19 protein-coding genes are annotated in these 21707 nt (G+C 65.7%); 8 read left to right on the top strand and 11 right to left on the bottom strand.

The features are described from left to right. Window positions 1–92 precede the first annotated feature (92 nt). From ACTG4K_RS04445 to ACTG4K_RS04480, 8 genes are all read right to left on the bottom strand, one after another. A complete protein-coding gene (locus ACTG4K_RS04445; protein WP_439112985.1) occupies window positions 93–632 on the bottom strand; it encodes a VOC family protein in 540 nt (179 codons plus the stop codon). Window positions 633–678: 46 nt separating this feature from the next. Beyond that, window positions 679–903 carry a DUF2783 domain-containing protein gene (locus ACTG4K_RS04450; protein WP_439112986.1) on the bottom strand — a complete coding sequence of 75 codons (225 nt, stop codon included), beginning with the start codon at window positions 901–903 and terminating at the stop codon, window positions 679–681. Window positions 904–923: 20 nt separating this feature from the next. Further along, entirely contained in the window at window positions 924–2630 is a 1707-nt protein-coding gene (locus tag ACTG4K_RS04455) for an FAD-dependent oxidoreductase (RefSeq protein WP_439112987.1), read from the bottom strand. Window positions 2631–2870: 240 nt separating this feature from the next. Beyond that, entirely contained in the window at window positions 2871–3380 is a 510-nt protein-coding gene (locus tag ACTG4K_RS04460) for a universal stress protein (protein WP_439112988.1), read from the bottom strand. Between the two features lie 21 nt (window positions 3381–3401). Then, window positions 3402–3707, bottom strand: coding sequence for a hypothetical protein (locus ACTG4K_RS04465; RefSeq protein WP_439112989.1), 306 nt, complete (start codon window positions 3705–3707; stop codon window positions 3402–3404). Then, the gene (locus ACTG4K_RS04470; protein ID WP_439112990.1) at window positions 3704–5968 is read right to left on the bottom strand and encodes a PAS domain S-box protein; all 2265 of its coding nucleotides are present in this window, start codon (window positions 5966–5968) and stop codon (window positions 3704–3706) included. Before ACTG4K_RS04470 ends, ACTG4K_RS04465 begins: the two co-directional genes overlap by 4 nt. Next, window positions 5965–6906, bottom strand: coding sequence for an ABC transporter substrate-binding protein (locus tag ACTG4K_RS04475; protein WP_439112991.1), 942 nt, complete (start codon window positions 6904–6906; stop codon window positions 5965–5967). The genes ACTG4K_RS04470 and ACTG4K_RS04475 overlap by 4 nt, the downstream gene beginning before the upstream one ends. Before the next feature lie 294 nt (window positions 6907–7200). Next, window positions 7201–7875, bottom strand: coding sequence for a cupin domain-containing protein (locus ACTG4K_RS04480; RefSeq protein ID WP_439112992.1), 675 nt, complete (start codon window positions 7873–7875; stop codon window positions 7201–7203). A 210-nt stretch (window positions 7876–8085) separates the two neighbouring features. Between ACTG4K_RS04480 and ACTG4K_RS04485 the strand changes: the two genes are divergently transcribed. The 4 genes from ACTG4K_RS04485 to ACTG4K_RS04500 all read left to right on the top strand — a co-directional run bounded on the left by ACTG4K_RS04485 (window position 8086) and on the right by ACTG4K_RS04500 (window position 11929). Next, window positions 8086–8835, top strand: a complete 750-nt coding sequence (locus ACTG4K_RS04485; RefSeq protein WP_439113141.1) for a S1 family peptidase — start codon at window positions 8086–8088, stop codon at window positions 8833–8835. Window positions 8836–9008: 173 nt separating this feature from the next. Then, complete coding sequence (locus ACTG4K_RS04490) at window positions 9009–9401, top strand: response regulator (RefSeq protein WP_439112993.1); 393 nt, start codon at window positions 9009–9011, stop codon at window positions 9399–9401. Between the two features lie 7 nt (window positions 9402–9408). Continuing rightward, entirely contained in the window at window positions 9409–10305 is an 897-nt protein-coding gene (locus ACTG4K_RS04495; RefSeq protein ID WP_439112994.1) for a transporter substrate-binding domain-containing protein, read from the top strand. Beyond that, the gene (locus tag ACTG4K_RS04500; protein WP_439112995.1) at window positions 10298–11929 is read left to right on the top strand and encodes an ATP-binding protein; all 1632 of its coding nucleotides are present in this window, start codon (window positions 10298–10300) and stop codon (window positions 11927–11929) included. Before ACTG4K_RS04495 ends, ACTG4K_RS04500 begins: the two co-directional genes overlap by 8 nt. 28 nt (window positions 11930–11957) lie before the next feature. On the opposite strand, the gene ACTG4K_RS04505 is transcribed toward ACTG4K_RS04500, so the two are convergent. Then, window positions 11958–13085, bottom strand: a complete 1128-nt coding sequence (locus tag ACTG4K_RS04505; protein ID WP_439112996.1) for a 3'-5' exonuclease — start codon at window positions 13083–13085, stop codon at window positions 11958–11960. Window positions 13086–13322: 237 nt separating this feature from the next. On the opposite strand from ACTG4K_RS04505, the gene serA reads away from it, so the two are divergent. From serA to selD, 3 genes are all read left to right on the top strand, one after another. Further along, the gene (serA, locus tag ACTG4K_RS04510) at window positions 13323–14585 is read left to right on the top strand and encodes a phosphoglycerate dehydrogenase (RefSeq protein ID WP_439112997.1); all 1263 of its coding nucleotides are present in this window, start codon (window positions 13323–13325) and stop codon (window positions 14583–14585) included. A gap of 93 nt (window positions 14586–14678) precedes the next feature. Then, the gene (locus ACTG4K_RS04515; RefSeq protein WP_439112998.1) at window positions 14679–14984 is read left to right on the top strand and encodes a hypothetical protein; all 306 of its coding nucleotides are present in this window, start codon (window positions 14679–14681) and stop codon (window positions 14982–14984) included. Between the two features lie 155 nt (window positions 14985–15139). Beyond that, window positions 15140–17416 (top strand): selenide, water dikinase SelD, encoded by a 2277-nt coding sequence (gene selD, locus ACTG4K_RS04520; RefSeq protein WP_439112999.1) that lies wholly within the window; start codon window positions 15140–15142, stop codon window positions 17414–17416. 657 nt (window positions 17417–18073) lie between these two features. Here selD and ACTG4K_RS04525 read toward each other — a convergent pair. Further along, window positions 18074–18700, bottom strand: coding sequence for a class I SAM-dependent methyltransferase (locus tag ACTG4K_RS04525; RefSeq protein ID WP_439113000.1), 627 nt, complete (start codon window positions 18698–18700; stop codon window positions 18074–18076). Between the two features lie 382 nt (window positions 18701–19082). Next, on the bottom strand, window positions 19083–20945 hold the full coding sequence (gene glmS, locus ACTG4K_RS04530; protein ID WP_439113001.1) for a glutamine--fructose-6-phosphate transaminase (isomerizing): 1863 nt from the start codon (window positions 20943–20945) through the stop codon (window positions 19083–19085). A gap of 135 nt (window positions 20946–21080) precedes the next feature. Here glmS and ACTG4K_RS04535 point away from each other — a divergent pair, with 135 nt between their 5' ends. After that, window positions 21081–21602, top strand: coding sequence for an Lrp/AsnC family transcriptional regulator (locus ACTG4K_RS04535; RefSeq protein WP_439113002.1), 522 nt, complete (start codon window positions 21081–21083; stop codon window positions 21600–21602). Window positions 21603–21707 lie beyond the last annotated feature (105 nt).

Here is a 21707-nt window from a genome sequence, read left to right on the forward strand (position 1 = left end):
CGGGGGGAAGACAATCCCGGTGTTCTTGCAAGATATTTCGGCTGGCCAGACCGAAACTTGAGGCCCGCACGCACGGGCCACCCTACCGTCTGTCAGCTCGCGGTGAACTCGCGCTCGTGCATCCAGGCTGCGTGTTTGGGCGCGCGCTTGGTTTGGCTCCACTCTTCCAGCATGTCCCACTTCACGTCGTCGAGCTTTTGCATCATCTCGGGCGTAGCGGTATTGGCGGCCAGCTCCAGGCGGTGGCCGTTGGGGTCAAAGAAGTAAATGGATTTGAAGATGGTGTGGTCGGTGATGCCCACCACAGAAACACCGGCCGCCTCCAGGCGCAACTTGGCGGCTTCGAGCTCGGCCACGGTGTCCACTTCGAGGGCAATGTGCTGCACCCACTCGGGCGTGTTGAGGTCTCGGCCCATTTCGGGTGCATTGGGCAGTTCAAAAAAAGCCAGAATATTGCCGCCACCCGCGTCCATGAACAGGTGCATGTAGGGATCGGGCGCGTGGGTGGACGGCACCTGGTCTTCGGCAATGGCGAGTACGAAGTTCATGCCCAGGTGCTTCTGATACCACAGCACGGTTTCTTTGGCGTCTTTGCAGCGGTACGCCACATGGTGGATCTTGCGGATGTTCATGGTGGTCTCCTTCGGTTGGGTGGGTTCTGCAGCCAGACTGGTGGGCTCAGGCAGCTTCTCGGGCAATGGCCAGGGTTTGTTTCAGCACGGCGATGTCGCCCACCTGGTTGGCCAGCAACAAGATGAGCTTGGCGTTGAGCAGTTGGCTCTGCTCGTCGCTCAGGTCGCGGTGCGCGTCGATCAAGGCTTCGTAGAAATCGTCGCCGGGTGTGAAGTCGCGAAAGTAGCGCTGACCGGGTTCGGCGAGGTTGGGCTGGAGTTGCAAGGGCATGGGGTTCTCCGGTGGGGGGTTCAGGCGGCTGCGGTTGGGGCCGCGCTGGTGACGGGCTGGGCCGCCGGGACTTGGGCGGTGGCGCGGGCCAGCGCAGCGCGCACGGCAGCCACGTCAAAGCGGCGCCAGCGAGCGGCCACGTGCTGGTCGGGGCGCACCAGGTAGCAGGTGCCGGGGCGGGCGTCGAGCCGCTGGGCCAGCAGGCCGTCGCGATCATGCAGCACAGACATGTCGGACGCACCACCCGCATGGGCCGTGATCACCACCACCTGCACGGGAATGGCTGCCTCGGCCAGGGCCGCCGCCTGCGCCTGCACGGTGGGGTCGAGCTGGTCGGCACTGTCCGCAAAGGCCAGCAGCACAAACCGGTTGCCCAGCTGGTCAAGCAGCCAGCCACCCTGGCCAGCCACGCGCACCGGGGCGTCGTCCAGCGGGGCGCCGGGCACCATATCGCCAGCAAAGCTGCCGTCGTCGGGCGTGTTCAGGGCGGAATGCACCAGAAAGGCTGGCACGCTCAGGCGACCCGAGTTCACCAGCTTGCGGGCAAAGGGCTGGCTGCGGGCCAGCTCCAGCGCCGCGTTGCGAAACAGCCTGCTGACCGCGCTCTTGGGCGTGATGAAGTCGGTGGAGCGGGTCGAGTTGCGGATGTTTTCGTCCGCTGCGTACACCCGGTCGGTGTCGTAGGTGTCCAGCAGCGCCTCGGGCGCCTGGCCTTTGATGACCAGGGCCAGTTTCCAGAGCAGGTCGTCGGTGTCTTGCAAGCCCGAGTTGGCGCCGCGTGCGCCAAACGGCGAAACCTGGTGCGCCGCGTCGCCCGCAAACAGCAGGTGGCCATGGCGAAACTTCGTCATGCGCCGGCACTGGAAGGTGTAGATGCTGGCCCATTCCAGCGTGCACTCGCGGTCGTCGCCCAGCATGGCTTTCACGCGCGGCATGATGTTTTCAGGCTTCTTTTCCTCTTCCGGGTCGGCGTCCCAGCCGAGCTGGAAGTCGATGCGCCAGACGTTGTCGCTCTGCTTGTGCAGCAGCACGCTCTGGTTGGGGTGGAACGGCGGGTCAAACCAGAACCAGCGCTCGGCCGGGTAGTCGGCCTTCATCACCACGTCGGCGATCAGGAAGCGGTCTTTGAACACATGGCCTTCAATATCCAGCCCCAACTGGCGGCGCACGTTGGAGCGGGCACCGTCGGCCACGATCAGCCAGTCGGCCTCGATCTCGAAATGCCCGTCGGGCGTCTCGATGCTGACGCGGGCACCGTCTTCGAGGGGTTCAACGCCCACCACCTTGTATTTCCACCGCAGGTCGGCACCCAGTTCGGTGGCGCGCTTCACCAGCGCTTCCTCCAGGTGGTATTGCTGCAGGTTGATCATGCCGGGGCGCTTGTGGCCCGCGTCGGGCACCAGGTTGAAGCGGTACACCTCTTCCTCGCGCAAAAACGTGCGGCCCACGCTCCAGCTCACACCCTTGTCCACCACCCCATCGCCCACACCCAGGCGGTCCAGAATTTCCAGCGTGCGCTTGGCGTAGCAAACCGCGCGCGACCCAAAAGACACGCTGTCGTCCTCGTCAAACAGCAACACCTCCAACCCCTGCAGGCGGGCGTCAATGGCCGCCGCCAGCCCCACCGGGCCGGCGCCAATGATCACCAGCGGTTTGCGCTGCGGCGCGTCTTGCATCAGGTCGTGCGGCGCCTGGTAGGGGAAGGTGGGGTAGGTGTAGGTGGCCATGCCTGCGGTGCTCCTGTGGGTGTCGCCCGCCGATGAACGTACCACGGCGGTGCGGGGCTTGAACTATAGCCAATAATTCACTATTGGTAAATACGTTTCTCTAAACGTAATATTTGACCCATCGATGGACGCCAAAAATCCCCCCATCGCAGCGCAAAAACCACCACCCCACAGCGCGCCAAACAACAAAGCCCACGGGCCGGGGCCGGTGGGCTTGGAGCGGTTGGGCGCAAGCAGGGTTCAGCGGCCTGCTTCGCCGCCTTCGCCGCCTTCGCCGCCCTCGCTGTCCTCATCGGCCTCTTCAATGGCTTCGGCGGCTTCCTGCGCTTTCACCACCGTGACCGGCACAGGTGAGCGCTGCAACAGCTCGTGCGACACCGAGCCCATGACCGAGGCGCGCAAACTGCCCATGCCACGGGCACTCAACATGATGGCGTCACAGCCATGGCGCTCTGAGATGTCGACCAACATCTGCGCCGCATCGCCGGTGGCCACTTCCTGGTCAACCGCCTGGCCTGCCGCTTCCAGCAGCGCCACGGCCGGCGCCATGAGGTCGCGCCCGGCACCTTCGTTCACCGCTTGCAGCACGTTGGGGTCGTGCGCCACCACCATTTCATACAGGGTGGCGGTGTCTTGCACGTTGGCCACCACAAAGCGGGCCTTGAGCCCGTTGTTCACCAGGGCCAGCGCATGGTCCACGGCCAGCAGGGCTTGTTCGGAACCGTCGGTAGGAATCAAAATTTTCAGCATGGTTTTTCCTTGTTGTCGTCGTCAAAAGGGGCGCTCGTTGAACACACACCCGTCAAGCTCAATGTGCTCAACGATCTCGATGAATTGGGTGAAGCTCACCGGTTTTTCAATGTCAGCGTTCACGCCCAGGTCGCAAGGGGCTTTGAGGTCGCGGTCTTCGCGCGACGACGTGCGCACCACCGGGATGCGGCTCGCCGGCCGCCGGTAGCGGGCCATTTCGATCTTGGTGGAAAACTTCTTTTTTCTGAACGCGCGCCCTGTCAGGTCAAGGTCCATTGGGTGGTCGTCAACCAACAGAATGGGCGGCGCAGAGGTGGCGGTGTTCATGCGGGAAACTCCAGATAAAACGTGGCGCCGGCGCCCGGTGCACTTTCGGCCCAGACACGGCCACCCATGCGCTGCGCCGCCTTGGAAACCAACGCAAGACCCACGCCGGTTCCCGGGTAGTCCTCGGCCCGGTGGAGCCGCTGAAAAATGCCAAAAATGCGGTCGTGGTATTGCATGTCAAACCCCACCCCATTGTCGCGCACCCACAGGGTCTGGTGGCCGTTTTCGGTGCGCGATCCCACCTCAAGGGTGGGTTGGGTGCTTTCGCTGCTGAACTTGATGGCGTTACCGATCAGGTTGCGCAGCGCCAGCGACAGGCCATCGCGGTCCACATCGAGCCTCATGGGCGCCAGCCGCCGCACCACGGTGGTGTGGTGGCGCTCCAGATCGGCTGAAAAGCCGTCCAGCAGACGCTCCACGAGGGGCACGAGGTCCACGTGCTCGTGGCCCATGGTGCGGCGCTCCAGGTGCGAATAGTCGAGCAAATCAGAGATCAACTGGCTCATCTGCTCAATACCGGCGCGAATGCGCTGGATGAACATGCGGCCATCGGCGTCCAGGCGCGGGGCGTAGGCTTCCTGCAGCAGCTGGCTGTAACCATCGATGCCCCGCAAGGGGGAGCGCAGGTCGTGCGACACGGTGTATGAAAACGCCTCCAGTTCGCGGTTGGCCTCGCTGAGCTGGCGGGTGCGCTCGTTCACCCGCTGCTCCAGACGGTCCTTGTGGTCACGCAGAGCGGCTTCGGTCTGTACGCGCTCGGTGATGTCTTGCACCGTGGTGAAAAGGTGCTTGAGCGAACCGTCGGCCTGGTAGACCGGACGCACATGTATTTCTGCGTGCACGATCTGGCCGTCCGCGCGCACAAACCGCTTTTCCATCTGGTAGCTGGAGCGCTCGCCCGCCAACAACGCCTGGAACAAAGCCAAGTTGGCCTGCAGGTCGGGCTCGGGCGTCATTTCGGTCCAGGTTTTTTGCAACAGCTGCTCGCGCGGGTAGCCCAGGATGTCGCACAAACGGTCGTTCACCTGCAGCCAGCTCTTGCTGCTGGGGGACGAAATGGCCATGCCAATAAACGGCATTTCATAAAACATGCGCAGCAAATCGGCCTGCTCTTTGGTCGCCTCCTGGGCCTGCTTTTGTGCCGTGATGTCGACCAAAACGCCCCCAATACTGGTGACCATACCCTGGGCGTTGCGTGTGAGGGTGGTGCGGTCGTCCAGCCAGACCCAGCGCCCGTCGGCGCAGCGAAACCGGTAGGTCTGCTGGTACTCGTCCGGGCCATGCGCAATATAGTGGGCCACCTCGTCGTGGATGCGGCGCGCGTCATCGGGGTGGATGCGCTGGCTGTAGTCCCATGCACCGCTGAGCACGTCCGACTTGGCGTAGCCCCACTGCGCCACCGCGTCGTTCACAAACACCACCGGCCAGCCGGGTGCGTTGCGCCATTCGATCACGACCGCCGGGGAGCGGTTCACCAGCGTATGGAGGTGGCGAATCTCGGCCTGGTCCGACTGCAATTTTTCGGCCATGCGGTCGATCTCAAGACCAATCTGCGCCAATTCATCGCGGCCTTGCAGCCCGCTGCGGGCGGCCAGCTGACCCCGGCCAATGTCTTCCAGGGTGTGGCTCAGCTGGCGCGCCCGGCGAAACCACAGCAGGTGCAGCAGGGTCGCCAGCACGGTGGCCACAGCGAGCACGACCAACCCATTGCGCAGCACTTCTTGCCGCGCCACGGCCACTTGCTGCGCCATGGGCAAGGCCATGTCCACGCTGGTAACGAGCCAGCGGCCGTCCTGAATGGGGGTGAACGCAGCGAGCCTGGGCGCGTTCGGCAAGGTGTCCACGGTGATGCGCAAGGCCGGTTGGGCCTGTGCCTGACGCAGCAGGCCGTGGAGCCTGGTGGCCCAGGGGCTCGACAGCTCGTCGAGCCGGCGCCCGGTGTCCAGCCGCGAAAGCGAGGCCTGCACCCGCCCCTCGGGTGTGATCAGCAAGGCGTGGTCCAGGCCCCGGTGCAGGCCCAACCCGCCCACCAGTCGACGCACCAGCAACGCGTTGCCAGCACCGGTCTGCACATCCAGCCGGGCTTGCTCCACGCTCAGGCGCTCACGCAAAAAGCGGGCTTCCTGCTCGACGACCCGCTCTCGCGCACCACCAACCTGCACGCCGTAGTTCACCGCCGAGCCACACAGCGTCAGCAACACCAGCAGCAAGGGCACCAGCCAGCGCCCAGGCATGAAGCCCAGCATGGACACGGCACTCACGGCGCCACCCCGGCAAGCCCGGCGCGGGCAGCAGGCGCGGTGTCAATCAAGTCTGCCCAGCGCACGGGGTTTTTCAACAGACCGAGCTCCACCAAGCTGGCCGCCAGGCGCCCACCGTGGCGCTTTATGGGCGCCGGGCTGCCGCTGAGAAAAGCCAGGGACTCTGCCGCCGCCAGGTAATGCAGGCCCGATTGGGTGAGCAGGTACTGCTCCACCGTGAGCTCGGTGCCCGGTGCCAGCACAACGGCCGCCGCCGCCGGATCGGTCAGGTAAGCGGTCAGTCCAGCGTTCCAGGCACCCAGCAAGGCATCCACATCGGCGGGCCGGTGGGTGAGCACATCGCCGCGCACCACCAGCACGTCCACAATTTCGCCGGGCATTTGCCGGCTGTCAAACAGCCGCGCAAAGCCAGCGTTGCGCATCTGGGTCGCCAGCGGCTCGTAGGTCACGACCGCCGCCACGCGCTCGGCCTGCAGGGCGGCGAGGTGCTGCGAGGCTTCAAGCGGCACCGTGGTCACGTCGGCCAGGGACAGGCCGCCAGATTCCAGCATGCGGCTCAACATGAGCCGCCCCAACGTGGAGGGCTCCAAGGCGATGCGCTGGCCGCGCCAACGGTCGGCGGCCCCGGGCAGGTCCAGCCCCATCACCACGTCGGCGCCGGCCGACTCGTCCAGCACAGCAATGATTTTCACGTCCAGGCCATCGTCGGCGAGTTGCAGCGCCTGGTCCAGGGTGATCGCCAAGGCATCCAGCAAGCCATTGCGGAAATGCCGAAAACTCTCGGCATGGGTCGACAGCTCGACCACCTTGACCCGGGCCGGATCCAACAGACCACGTTCGCGGGCCAGCACCAGCGGGTCGTAACCCACCCAAGGGTTCAAGCCCACCGTGAGTGGCGCCAGCGGTGGCTGGCCACAGCCCACGAGCAGCGCGAGCAAGGGTGCCGCCGCCAGCCAGCACAGCCCAAGGCAACGCTGAAAACACCCCGCGCGGCGCGCGCACACCGCGCCAGGGCGGTGTGGTGCGCGACACATCTTCACCGTCGCCCAAGCGGTCATCATTTTCTACCCCCAATTTATGAGGGGCATTCTGGCAGAACCACGCAGCAACTCGCCTTGATGGCGCCCAACGCCGCCTCTAAAAAGCAGCCGGTGCCTTCATGTCAGGGAAGTTGTTACCCCAAGCACACCCAAACTGCGGCATGCCAGGTGTCGCTGCGGCCCAGCGGGCGCTCAGGGTTGCAGGAACGACGCGCCCAGATGGCCCACCTTCACATAGATGAGCGCGCCCTGTGGGCCGGTGAAAGGGGCGTGCTCGCTCCAGCGGGGGCTGCGCAGCCAGGTGTGGGTGGGGTAGTCGCCCCACTCGTCGCTGAACACGCCGTCGAGCACCAAAATTTCCTCTCCACCAGGGTGGCGGTGCGGCTGAAAGCGCGTGTGGGGCGCCCAGCGCACCAGGGCGGTGCTCACGCCGTCGTGTTCGTGCAGGGGCATGACGGACAAGCCCGGCACCAGGCCGGGCCGCCAGGGCTGGCTGCGGGTATCCAGGCGCAGCGGGGTGGTGTCGGTGGCGGCAAACTGCCACAGCTTGACGAACAACACGCAGCCTTCATGGGAATACGGCGCGTGTGCGCTGCCCGGCGGGTTGCGCAAGTAGGTACCGGCGGGGTGGTCACCGCTGTCGTCTGAAAAAACACCCTCCAGCACCAGAATTTCTTCACCGCCACCGTGCCGGTGCGCCTCAAACCGCGAGCCAGGCGCATAGCGCACCACACTGGTGGCCCGCGCCACCTCGTCGCCCACCCGGTCCAGCAGGCGGCGGTCTACCCCCGGCAGGGGTGAGGGTTGCCATGGCACTTGGTCGGCATGGATCACGGTGCGCTGGGTGAAATCGGCGTTCAGGTTCATGGGGCGCTGCCAAGGTTCTGTGAGGACCGCCATTCGACCACAGGCCCGATACCCGAGGGCACACGAGCCCAAAGGGTTTGCCTGCGGGCTTCAGCAGCAGCAGGCCCACCCTGGCATGAAAGCTGCGACACTGGCCCCGTGAAACCCCAAAACCAGACCGCTGCAGCCCCTGCAGCACCCGTTCCCCAGCAACGGCCCGGCACCACCCCGGTGGACCCGTTGTTTCTGGCGGCGCCCCGTGTCTCCACCTACCTGGGCTCCCTGGCGCTCACCAACGCCAGTGGCTTTTTCTTTGAGCGCGACGAGCGGCTTTATTTGGTCACCAGCCGCCACGTGGTGATTGACGAAGGGTCGCAGCACCTGCCCGACCGACTGGAGATTGAACTGCACCTGGACGCCGCCAACCTCACCCGCTCCACCGGCTTTTCCATGCTGCTGTACGCGCAGGGCCGGTCGGTGTGGCGCCAGGGCCGCGACGGGGGCAGCGAAATTGACGTGGCGGTGCTGGAGCTGGACCGCAGCCAACTGCCGGCCGGCGCCATCATCCGCGCGTTCACACCGGCCCACCTGCAAACCACGTTTGACGCCGTACCGGTGGACGCTTCGCTGCTGGTGGTGGGCTTCCCGCTGGGCTTTCACGATGCGCTGCACCACCTGCCCGTGGTGCGCCACGCGGTGATTGCGTCGCCCTACGGCATCCGCTTTCAGGGTCAGGGCTATTTTTTGACCGACGCCCGCACCCACCGAGGCACCAGTGGCGCTGCCGTGGTGATGCGCGACGTGGCACCCAGCGCGGCCACAGCCGCCCTGCCATGGAAGCTGCTGGGCGTGCACTCTTCGCGCATGGACATGGGCAACCGCGACCTGGTGCTGGACGAATCGCTCGGGCTCAACTGCGCCTGGTACGCCGACATTCTGATGACCCTGACCAACCCGAGCGCCGCACCCAAAGCGGCCTGAAGCCCGCACCCCTTGGCGCGGCCCAAGCGGGCATTTAACGGGTTGTGACGTGCCACGTCTCGCTGGCAAACGCAAGCGACAAATGGTTAAATAGCCGTTAATGATGCGTTCGCGCGACCCGACTGTCGGGTACCGCACACCCGCGACGCTGCACCCCTGACGGAGATTGACTTATGGCCCACCGCGTCATGCTCATCGACGACAACGAAAGCGACCTGCTGTTCACGCGCCTGATGCTGGAGCGTTGTGACCAGGCCTACGAGGTGGTGGAGTACGAGTCGGCCCAGGACGCCTTGAAATACCTGCAAAGCGACCCCGCGCACGGCATTGCGGTGATCTTGCTCGACATCAACATGCCCGGCATGAACGGCTTTGACTTTCTGGAAGCCTACGAAAAGCTGGCTGCGGCCAACCAGGCCGAAGCCGTGGTGGTGATGCTCACGTCGTCACCCGACCCGCGTGACCGCGCGCGCGCCGAGGCTTTTGGCTCGGTCCGGGGCTACGTGACCAAGCCCATCGACAAGGCCACCGCCAGCGGCTTGGTGGCCCTCTTCGGCCGGCACTGAGCCCGCCATGCGCGTGGCCCTGGCCATTCAAAAGGCATTCAGAAAGGCGGCACTCGGCTGGTGCCTGCTGAGCAGCGCCGTTGGGGCTGCTCAGCCCGAAGCGCCCGCCCTGCGGCTGGCGGTCGAGCGCGACTACCCGCCCTTTGTGTTTGTGGACGCAGACGGCCAGCCCAAGGGCCTGTCGATCGACATGCTTCGCCTGGTGCAAGAAGCCGCTGGCCTGCGCATCCACGAGCAGCCAGCGGCCCCTTTGCAAGCCCTGTTGTCCGACCTGCGCCAGGGCCGAGCCGACATCGTGACCTCGCTGCGGCCCACACCGGAGCGCGCCGTTTTTCTCGAATTCACGCGGTCCTATGTGCAGGTCCCCGCCATTCTGGTGGTGCGCACCGAACACGCCCACCAGCCCACCGCCGATGCACTGAAGGCGCTGCAAGGGCGCCCCGTGGCGGTGGGCCACGGTTATGCCGTGGAGGCGGCCATGCGCAAGGCCCACCCCAGGGTGGACTGGCAGGCGGTGAGCGACGACACCCAAGCCCTGCGCGGCGTGGCCGATGGACGCTTTGAAGCCGCCGTGGCCGACGCGGCCAGCGTGGCCCACATCGTGCAAGCACAGGGGCTCACAGGCGTGCGCGGTGCAGGCCGCGTGGGTTTTGACTACGAGCTCAGCTTTGGCATTCGCCATGGGCAACCCGGCTTGCGCGAGCGCCTGGACGCGGCCATCTTGGCCATTCCGCGCCTGCAACGGCAAGCCGTACTCGACCGCTGGCTGCTCCCGCTGAACGCCGACGACTTGGGACAGGCCCAGACCTGGCCGGCCCTGCTGGGTGCCAGTTTGCTCGGTGGCGGTTTGCTGTTGCTGGGCTGGAAAGCCTGGCGCGCACCCCAGAAGCGGCCGCATGTCTGAGCAGCAAGCCGCAGCGCAACCGCGCCCTGGGGGCGCCGGCACGGCCCGGCGCACCCGGGCGCCGTGGCCATGGGCGCTGGCGCTCGGGCTGTGCTACACGCTCGCGGCGCTGGTGTCGCTGTACCTGTCGGGTCAACCCGGCAGCATGGCCGCCATCTGGTACGCCAACGCGCTGGCCATGGCCTGGGTCGCTTTCAGCCCATGGCGCCAGGCACCGCTGCTGCTGCTGGCCATGGCCACAGGCAATGCCCTGGCCAACGTGCTGCTGGGCATCGACCCGTTGCAAGCCCTGCTGTGTGTGCCGGCCAACGCCACCGAAGTGCTGCTGGGCGGCTGGCTGTTGCGCCGCGCCGGGCTCACCCAGACGGGCATTGCCACACCCGGGCGCCTGCTGGCGCTGCTGGCTTGCGGCGGCCTGCTGCCCCAGCTGGTGGGCGCCACCCTGGGCGCACTGCTGCTGGCGACTTCGGGCATGGGTGTGCTGGGCGACATCTGGCTCACCTGGTTCGCGGGTTCGGTGATTGGCTCGGTGTCCATGCTGCCGCTGGCCTTTGTGTTGGTGGGGGCCTGGGCCCACGGGCCGTCGCCGCAGCTGCTGCAAGGCCGGCTGCTGCCGCTGGCCATGGTGTCGGTGGGTGTCACCGTGCTCAGCGCGGCCTACCTCACATCGCCTTTCGTGTACGCCATGATGCCCTTGCTGATGGCGGCCATGCTGCTGCCGCTGACTGGCGCGCTGCTGGTCACACTCGCAGTGTCCATCACCATCGCCAGCATGCAGGCGCTGGGTATTCTGGTGCCACCGCCGGTGACCCACCATTGGCAGCAAGGATTCTTTTACCTGGCCTTTGCTGCGGCCCTGGTGCCCGCGCAGGTGCTGGCTGCCGCTCTGGCCGAACTGCGCGCCAGCCACGCCCAGCTGGAGCAAACAACCACTGAACTGAAACACGCCAACGAAGGGCTGGAGCAGTTCGTTCGCATGGCCTCGCACGACCTGCGCGAGCCGCTCAACACCGTGGTGCAGTTTGCCGGACTGCTGGCTTCGGACCTCGGCGACACACTGCCCCCCAGCGGCCAACGCTACCTGAAGCTGGTGCACCAGGCGGGCACGCGCATGCGCACCCTGCTCGACGACGTGCTGCGCTTTGCCCGGCTCAAGATGGGCGAAACCGAAACGCCGTTGCCGGTGTCGCTCGACCAGACCGTGAACGAACTGCGCGACGCTTTGGCGGCCCGGCTGCAGGCCACACAGGCCGAACTCACCATTGGCCCCCTGCCGGTGGTGCTGGGCCATGCCAGCCTGTTGTCGCTGCTGTTTCAAAACCTGATCGCCAACGCGCTGAAATTCATGCCACCCGACCGCGCGCCCCGCATTGACGTTACGGCGCAGGCCGCCGGTGGCTTTGTCTGCGTGACCGTGGCCGACAACGGCATCGGCATTGACGCCCAGGACATCGGCAAACTGTTCCAGCCCTTTCACCGCCTGCACCTGCGCCGGGAATACGAGGGCAACGGGCTTGGCCTGTCACTCTGCCAGCAAATTGCCCAGGCCCACGGCGGCGGCATCAGCGTCAGCTCGGTACCCGGTGAGGGTTCGCGTTTTGTGGTGAAACTGCCGCTGGCTTGAAGGCAGCCAAGCTCCGTCCATGTTGCGGCTATACCGCCCGCTCAGACTGCACCCCCGGACGGCTGGAATAGCGCACGCGGCTGTCCAGAGCTTCCAGTTCCAGGCGGGCGCTGCGCCGGCCATAGACCTCGCCCTTGAGCCACACCAGTTCGGCTTCCAGCGATTCGGGGGTTGCCAGCGTGCGGGCCCACACACGGGCTTCGGCGTCCCAGCGGTAGCCTCTTTCTTTGAGCAGGTCTTTCGACTCAAACGGTGAGCCGGTCGCGCGCAGCTTGAAGCTGGGCGCTGTTGCCGCGGCCAGCAACAGCGCCAGCCCTGTGCCACCGCTGCTGCCCACGGGCCGGGTCAGCACCTGCAGCAAGGCGTGGCAGTCCACCTGGGCGCGGTGGGCGTCGTAAAACCAGCCATGGTCCTGGGCCAGCGCGCTGAGCTTGGAAGAGCCTGCGCCGGTGGCCTTCCAGTCGATGTCGGCAAACGAGCAGGCCCAGGCCTTGTCGGCAAATCCGGGAAAGCGGGCCTCCACAAAAGGCCGGTCAAAACCCGCGTTGTGCGCGATCACCAGGTCGGCCCGGGCCACCATGGCCGCCACCTGCGCATCGTCCAGGCGCTGGTCTTTCACCATGCCGTCGCTGATGCCGGTGACCTGCTGCGCCACCTCAGGAATGGGCATGCCCGGGTCCTCAAACCCTTCAAATACCTCGACCGGCCCAAACGGCAAACCGGTTGCAGTGTCTACCTGCACCAACAGCATGGCCAACTCAATGATCTTGTCGCTGCGGTGCTGCAAACCGGTGGTTTCGGTGTCGAGCACCAGCACACGCTGCACGCCCGCTGCGCCGTCAGCGCCCGCCGGGGCCCCAGGGCGCGGGCCGAAATCCATCAACGGCACCAGCCGGCGCAGCACGCGGAAATCGGGGTGCTGCTCCAGCGCTCGCGCCAGGGCTTCAAAGTCAACCGCCGACTCACACGGGTCTTCAGGCTGGTTCACGCCCTCGGGGCGCTGTGCTTCAGAGCCGAACTCGGGCGCTGCGGGTGCGGGTGCTGCCGGCGCCTCTGGCGACTCAGCGACGGCGGGCACGGCCACCGGCGGGGCCTCGGGTGCGGCCTCGACGGCGGGCACCGGTGGGGCGTCGAAATTAAAACTGGCCTGGGTCATTCGACGGATGCTTTCTTGGCGATGGGGCGCGGCGGGTGCCGCTGAAACGCGGGCACAAGGCCGCAGGGATTCTACGTAGGTGCGCGGGCGAATTTCGGGAGCTCACGCGGTTTTTGCGCACTGAAAAGCGAACACGGCTTGCCTGCCCGCGCCGCAACCTGTTGCACCCCGCCCAGCGACATGGGCAAGCCCTGGCGCAGCACATCCACCACCAAAATCCGACTATATTTGTCAACTATGAACCACAGCCTGTTGCCCACCACGCCACCCACCCCCAAAACGTCGACCGACAAGCAGAAAATCCGCTTCCTGCTCCTGGAAGGCATTCACCCCTCCGCCGTGGCGGTGCTGCGCGCGGCGGGCTACAGCCAGATCGAGAGCCTGCCCGGCGCGCTGCCCGACGACGAGCTCAAGGCCAAGATCGCCGACGCGCATTTTGTGGGCATCCGCTCGCGCACCCAGCTCACCGCCGAGGTGCTGAGCCACGCCCAGCGCCTCGCCGCCGTGGGTTGCTTTTGCATCGGCACCAACCAGGTGGACCTGGCCGCCGCGCGCGAACGCGGCGTGGCGGTGTTCAACGCGCCGTTTTCCAACACCCGCTCGGTGGCCGAGCTGGTGCTGGCCGAAGCCATTGTGTTGATGCGCGGCATACCCGAAAAGAACGCGGTGGCGCACCGGGGCGGCTGGCTCAAATCGGCCAGCGATTCCTATGAAATCCGCGGCAAGACGCTGGGCATCGTGGGCTATGGCGCCATCGGCACGCAGCTCTCGGTGCTGGCCGAAGCGCTGGGCATGCAGGTGGTGTTTTTTGACACCGCCACCAAGCTGCCGCTGGGCAACGCCAGGCCGCTCAGCAGCCTGGACGAGCTCATGGCCACGGCCGACGTGGTGAGCCTGCATGTGCCCGAAACACCGGCCACGCAGTGGATGATTGGCGCGGCCCAGATCGCGCGCATGAAGCCCAGCGCCGTGCTCATCAACGCGTCGCGCGGCACCGTGGTGGTCGTGGACGCGCTGGCCAGCGCACTGAAACGCAACGCATTGCTCGGCGCCGCCATCGACGTGTTTCCCGTAGAACCGCACAGCAACCAAGACACGTTCGAATCGCCGTTGCGCGGCCTGGACAACGTGATCCTCACGCCGCACATCGGCGGCTCCACGCTGGAGGCGCAAGAAAACATCGGCATCGAGGTGGCGGAAAAGCTGGTGAAATACAGCGACAACGGCACCACGACTTCGGCCGTCAACTTCCCCGAAGTGGCCTTGCCCGCCCACCCCGGCAAACACCGCCTGCTGCACATCCACCGCAACGTGCCGGGGGTACTGTCCAGCATCAACCGCATTTTTTCCGACCACGGTATCAACATCTCGGCCCAATACCTGCAGACGCGCGAGGACGTGGGCTATGTGGTGATGGACATTGACGCCGCCCATTCCGAGCGGGCCTTGACCGAGCTGGCGCGCGTGCCCGGCACCCTGCGCAGCCGCGTGCTGTTTTGACAGCACACGGGCGAACCCGGTTGGCATCGACACCAAACGATTCCACAATGACCCAGGTGCGCACCCCGTGCGCTCTCTCAGCAGGAGACCGTCATGCTCCCGTCATTGCCCCCCACTGCCACGGCGCAGCCCGACAGCAGCACACCGCCCAGCGACGAGCCCGCCCTGACCAACGCCGAACTGGTGCAGTTGCGCGTGCGTGTGATCGCGCTGGAAAACATGGTGATTGCGCTGCTGGCCAACGCACCGCCCAGCCAGCAGGCGCTGGCGCGTGAAATGGCCGACTACATCTCGCCCCGGCCGGGCTACACGCCCCACGCGGTCACCATGCACGCGGCAGACCAGATGCGCAGCCTGGTGGACCGGGCCGACCGGTTCCAGCCCACACAACTCAGCTGAGCGCGGCACGCCACCTCGCGGGCGGCCCGAGGCGCCGGTGTGCGGCATGTGCACCGCGCGCGCCCTGCGCGCCCAGCGGGCGTGAAATCGCCTCAAGCGCCAGTGTGCAGCGGCCCGCCTCTATGATCGAAGGGAACAGCCTCACACGGATTCCCATGCAAGTTTCAGAACAACCCGTCCTGCGCGACTTGGTGCTCGTCGGCGGCGGTCACAGCCACGTCGTGGTCCTGCGCATGCTGGCCATGCAGCCCGAGCCGGGCCTGCGCATCACCCTCATTTGCACCGACGTAGACACGCCCTATTCCGGCATGCTGCCGGGCTACATCTCGGGCCACTACAGCTTTGACGACGTCCACATTGACCTGGGCCGCCTGGCTTCTTTTGCCAAGGCGCGCTTCATCCGCGGTGAAGTCACCGGCCTGGACCGAACCAACCAGCGCGTGCTGCTTCGGGACCGACCTTCGGTGCCCTACGACCTGCTGTCCATCAACACCGGCTCCACCCCGAACGTGCGCCAGGTGGCAGGCGCACAAGCCCACAGCGTGCCGGTGAAGCCCATTGCCCAGTTCAACCAGCGCTGGCTCGGTCTGCTGGCACGTGTGCAGGCGCTGCAGGCACCGCTCACGGTGACGGTGGTGGGCGGCGGCGCGGGTGGGGTCGAGCTGGTGCTGTCCATGCAATACCGGCTGCGCCAAGAGCTGCAGGCGCTGGGCCGCAGCCCCGAGCTGCTGCACTTTGTGTTGCTCACGGCGGGCGACACGATCTTGCCCACCCACAACCCCGGCGTTCGCGCGCGTTTTGCCCGCGTGTTGCAAGCGCGCGGCGTGGCAGTGCACACCCACGCCGAGGTGATGCAAGTCACCCCTGGGTGCCTGCTCACACAAGACGGCCGGCGGTTTGACACCGACGAGACGCTGTGGGTGACGCAGGCCGGCGGCCCCGCCTGGCTGCAAAGCACCGGGCTGGCGCTGGACGCGCAAGGCTTCATCCAGGTCAACGACCGGCTGCAAACGCTGAACGACCCCAAGATTTTTGCCGCTGGCGACGTGGCTTCGTTCACCACGCGCCCGCTGGAAAAAGCCGGGGTGTTTGCGGTGCGCATGGGCCCACCTTTGGCAAAAAACCTGCGGCTGAGCCTGCGCGGCCAACCGCTGGTGACCTACAAACCCCAGCGCAGTTGGCTGGCGCTCATTTCCACCGGCGACCAATTTGCCGTGGCTTCGCGCGGCCGCCTGGGTTTTGCGGGCGCCTGGGTGTGGCGCTGGAAGGACAGTATCGACCGCCGTTTCATGCGCAAGTTCACCGAGCTGCCCGCCATGGCACCCAGCAGCGCCAACACAGCGCCGGCCAGCCTTGCGCTGAGCGCCGAAGAGTCGAAACAAGCCATTTCGGCCATTGCCATGCGCTGCGGTGGCTGCGGCGCCAAGGTGGGCGCCAGCATCTTGACCCGCGCGCTGGGCAGCCTGCAGCCGGTGGCGCGCGACGACGTGCTGATTGGCTTGCACGCGCCAGACGACGCTGCCGTGGTACGCGTGCCCCCGGGCAAAGCGGTGGTGCACACGGTGGACTTCTTCCGCAGCTTCATCGACGATCCCTACCTGTTTGGCAAAGTGGCGGCCAACCACGCGCTGGGCGACATTTTTGCCATGGGCGCTGAAGCACAAAGCGCCACAGCCATTGCCACCGTGCCACCGGGCCTGGAAGCCAAGGTGGAAGACCTGCTGCTGCAAATGATGACCGGCGCGGTGGAAGTGCTCAACGCCGCCGGCTGCAGCCTGGTAGGCGGGCACACCGGCGAAGGCCGCGAGCTGGCCCTAGGCTTCGCGGTCAACGGCCTGATTGACGAGCAGATGGGCGGCGTCATGCGCAAAGGTGGCATGCGGCCCGGCGACGTGCTGCTGCTGACCAAACCCATCGGCACCGGCACGCTGTTTGCGGCCCACGCGCAGCACGCCGCCAAAGGCCGCTGGATCGACGCGGCCTTGCAGTCCATGGTGGTGTCCAACCAGGCCGGTGCCCAGGTGCTGCGTGCCCATGGCGCCACCGCCTGCACCGACCTCACCGGCTTTGGTCTGCTCGGGCACCTGGTGGAAATGACCCGCCCCTCGGGCGTGGACGCCGAACTGCACTTGAGCGCCCTGCCCCTGCTCGATGGCGCCGTGGCGTGCGTTGAGGCCGGCATCGTCAGCTCGCTGCAACCGGCCAACGTGCGCCTGCGCCGCGCCTTGCGCAACGCCGAAGCCTTTGTGCAAGACCCGCGCTACCCGCTGCTGTTTGACCCCCAAACCGCCGGCGGCCTGCTGGCCACCGTGCCCGCCGACCAGGCCACCGCCTGCGTGCAGGCCCTGCAGGCGGCGGGCTACCCGCACACGGCCATCATCGGGCGCATCTGCGCGGCTTCGGACGCGCTGGAGCCAGTGGTGCTGGTCTGAAGCAAACGCTCAAGTCGTTGCCGTCAGTGCCCGCTGTGTCTGGCCCACGCGCAGCGTGCGCTACGGTGGAGCGGTTGGTGGACCGCCATTGCGACGAACCGGTTCGGTGGCTGGCCTCGCCGCCTGCTCTGCATGCCCTGCGCGAAACGCTGCGTGCTTGCCAGCATGACGAAGTGGCCACGGCACGCGGGCCAGGCGCACCCATTCACGACCTTCAAGCGCTCAAGGCGTTCGTTTTTGCAGGCATTCTGCTGTGGTTTTTTGGCGCAACAAAACCCGCAGGCGCCCTCGGCCATCCATTGCGGGCGCACCGATGTGGCCACAGCCATGCACGACCAGCCCCGCCCCCATGTTGGGCCCGGAGCAGCTCGACCTCGGCTTGAAAGCTGCGGAAACCTTTTGCCCCAACAGGCCCCACCACAGAGGCTTGCTCCACCGAGGCGGACTGCGCCAAATTCCTCGGCCCGTCACGCCCTTCCCTTGCGCACTCGCCATGCGGTCACTCGGAACCGCCCGTTCGCCGGCAAACTGCGGCAGCGGTCTTTGGTCATGCACCGCATCGCAAAACCGGTATCGACGCTCATGACCATCGCGAGCGGACACCGACCAAGCATCTGGCCGGAGACACGGTCAACCGCATGCAGCCATGCCCAGCGCTCAGCGCTTGCGCCAGACGCTCGCCAGCCAAGGCTGTTGCTCGATAGGCAGACCTGCCGGGCGGTAAAAGTGCTCCAACTCATCGAAGCCGGCGGCCGTCACCAAGGCGCACCAGCTGGGCCAGTCGTGAAACACGCCGTAACGCCCACCGTTCCAGCCCTCCTGGCCATCGCCACGCGGATTGGAGCTGAACAGCACACCGCCCGGCTTCAAGCAGGCCTGCAGTTGTCGCAATACCTGCGGCAACACCTGGCTGGGCACATGGAACAGCACGGCGTTGGCAAACACACCGTCGTAGCGCTGCGCCGGCAGATCAAGGTGCAAGAAGCTTTGCTCCAACACATCGCAGCCGCTGTGGGTGCGCGCCAGCGCCGCCGCGCTGGGCGCGCCCTCCAAACCCACAGCTCGATGACCCAGCGCCTTGAAAGTATGAAGATCGCGCCCGGGCCCGCAGCCGAAATCCAGCAGGTCAAGGGGCGGCGGCCCTTGTATGTGCTTCAGCAACGCCGCGATGTTCTGGCTCACGTCGTGGTCGCGCGTGCCCTCCCAGTAGCTCAGGGCATGCTGTTCGTAGTGCGCCAGGTTGCGTGCGGCAATGTGTTGCAGGTCTTCGGAACTCAGTGGCATGCCGCATCATTTCACACAGCGCCATACCGATCTGGAACACCGGATACCTTCAATGCGCCAAGCGAGGAACTCGACGAGCTTGGCGATCAAGGTGAGCAAGTCCAATTTGTGACGGCTAACTTCTCTCTCTCGCTGTGGCCAGTTGCGCGAGCAAGCCGATCACGAGTCTACTCAGGCATGCCCATTTGATTCAGAAGTACCTCTCGACAGCTGCAATGGGAACAACGGCTTTACGACCCAGTGCCGAATACACGCCTCGGGTCGACAAACGACACCGAAGTCACCACGGAATTCAGCGAATACGCCCACAGATTGCTCAGCATGCGGTGCCGGGTCTCAGGCGCTTTGCCTTGGGAAAAATCGCGCCGTACTGTCGCCCAAACTACTCCACCGTCACGCTCTTGGCCAAATTCCTCGGTTTGTCCACGTCCGTCCCCTTGGCCAGCGCGGTGTGGTACGCCAACAGCTGCAGCGGCACCACGTGCAAGATGGGGGACAGCGCGCCGTAGTGTTCGGGCATGCGGATGACGTGAATGCCTTCGGCACTCTGGATGCGGGTGTCGGCGTCGGCCAGCACGTAGAGCACCCCGCCGCGCGCGCGCACTTCTTGCATGTTGCTTTTCAGCTTTTCCAGCAGCGCGTCGTTGGGCGCCACGGTGACCACGGGCATGGCGCTGGTTACCAGGGCCAGTGGGCCGTGTTTCAGCTCACCGGCCGGGTAGGCCTCGGCGTGGATGTAGCTGATTTCTTTGAGCTTCAAGGCGCCTTCCAGCGCAATGGGGTAGTGCAGGCCACGGCCCAAAAACAGGGCGTTGTCCATGCGGGCGAAGTCTTCGGCCCAGCTGATCACTTGGGGCTCCAGTGCCAGCACGGCTTGCAGCGCCACAGGCAGGTGGCGCATGGCCTTGAGGTGGTGGGCCTCTTGCTCTTCGCTCAGGTGCCCGCGCGACTGCGCCAGCGCGAGTGTGAGCAGGAACAGGCCGGCCAGCTGGGTGGTGAAAGCCTTGGTGGACGCCACACCAATTTCAACCCCGGCGCGGGTGATGTAGGCCAGCGCGCACTCGCGCACCATGGCGCTGGTGGCCACGTTACAAATGGTGAGCGTGTGCTTCATACCCAGGCTTTGGGCGTGGCGCAGGGCGGCCAGGGTGTCGGCGGTTTCGCCGCTTTGCGTGATGGTGACCACGAGCGTGCGCGGGTTGGGCACGCTGGTGCGGTAGCGGTATTCGCTGGCCACTTCGACCTGGGTGGGGATTTTGGCGATGTCTTCGAGCCAGTATTTGGCCGCGCAGCCGCTGTAGTAGCTGGTGCCACAGGCGAGGATGAGCACGTTGTCGATGCGCTTGAACACGCTGTAGGCGCCATCGCCAAACAGCTCGGGCGTGATGCCTTCAATACCTGCGAGCGTGTCGCCAATGGCGCGCGGCTGCTCAAAAATTTCCTTTTGCATGTAGTGGCGGTAAGGGCCCAGCTCGGCCGCGCCGCTGTGGGCGTGCACGGTTTTCACGGGGCGCTGGCTGGCGTCAAAGGCGCGTCCCTGGCCATCGGTGACCCAAAATCGGCCCAGTTGCAGGTCCACCAGGTCGCCCTCTTCCAGGTAGACGATCTGGTCGGTCACGCCGGCCAGGGCCATGGCGTCGCTGGCGAGAAAGTGCTCTGCTGCGTCTTCGCCCACGCCCAGCACCAAGGGTGAACCTGCCCGCGCGCCCACCACGCGGTGCGGCTCGTCTTTGTGAAACACGGCCAGCGCATAGGCTCCGTGCAGCTGCGCCACGGCCGCTTGCAGGGCGGTGAAGACGTCGCCTTCGTAGAGCGAGTCAATCAGGTGGGCGATGACTTCGGTGTCGGTCTGGCTTTCAAACACGTAGCCCTTGGCTTGCAGGGCGGCGCGCAGCTCGTCGTGGTTTTCAATGATGCCGTTGTGCACCAGCGCCACCCGACCGGCCGAGCCGTCGGCCGACGTGTTGGTCGGGCCGTGGCTGAAATGCGGGTGGGCGTTGTGCACCACCGGCGCGCCGTGGGTGGCCCAGCGGGTGTGGGCAATGCCGGTGCCGCTGGCAATGTGGTCGGCTTGCACCTGCTGCATCAGCTCGGCCACGCGGGCGGTGCTGCGGGCGCGGCGCAGGCCTGCGCTGTGCACGGCCACGCCGCACGAGTCGTAGCCACGGTATTCCAGCCGCTGCAAACCTTGAACCAGCACGGGCACGATGTCACGCCCTGAAACCCCTGCCACGATGCCGCACATACCAAGCTCCTTGTATTGAATGGGCCCGATGCTAAACAAGAGTGAAAGAAATTAATCTTCAAAATCGTTAAAGAAAATAGCGATTTTCTTTATGGGCATAAATTCGATTTTATTTATTTCATTGAAAATACATTTATGGAAGAAATCAACATAGACGATGCCGACTTGCGGCTGCTGGACCTGCTGCAAACCGACGCGGCCCGCAGCAACCAGGCGCTGGCCGAGCTGGCCCACCTGTCGCCGCCCACCAGCCTGCGCCGCGTCAAGCGGCTGCGCAGCCTGGGTCTGATTGAGCGCGAGGTGGCTTTGCTCAGCCCCGACCGGCTGGCCCCGCTGCTGGGCCACGGCCTCACGGCGCTGGTTGAAGTGACGCTGGAACGCCAGGGCGCCGAACACCAGGAAGCGTTTGAAGCCCGCGTGGTGCCAGACCCGGCGGTGCAGCAGTGTTACCGCGTGAGCCCCGGGCCCGACTTCATGCTCGTGGTGCACACCGCCGACATGCCGGCCTACCTGGCGCTGGCACAGCGGCTGTTCACCAGCAACGCCAACGTGCGCAATGTGAAGGCATTTTTCAGCCTCAAGCGGGCCAAGTTTGACCCGCGCCTGCCGCTGGGCCACGCGCCCGGCGCCGCAAACACGGGCCGCCCAGCCCCTTGAACCGCGAACGCCAGCCACGCAACCAAGTCATCGAAAACGCCCCAACAACGCAACAGCGCTTCTAGAATGCGAAGGCATTAAAAATACAAACGATTAAGGGGGTTT

The sequence above is a fragment of the Hydrogenophaga sp. genome (assembly GCF_965657535.1).
Classification (GTDB): Bacteria; Pseudomonadota; Gammaproteobacteria; order Burkholderiales; family Burkholderiaceae_C; genus Hydrogenophaga.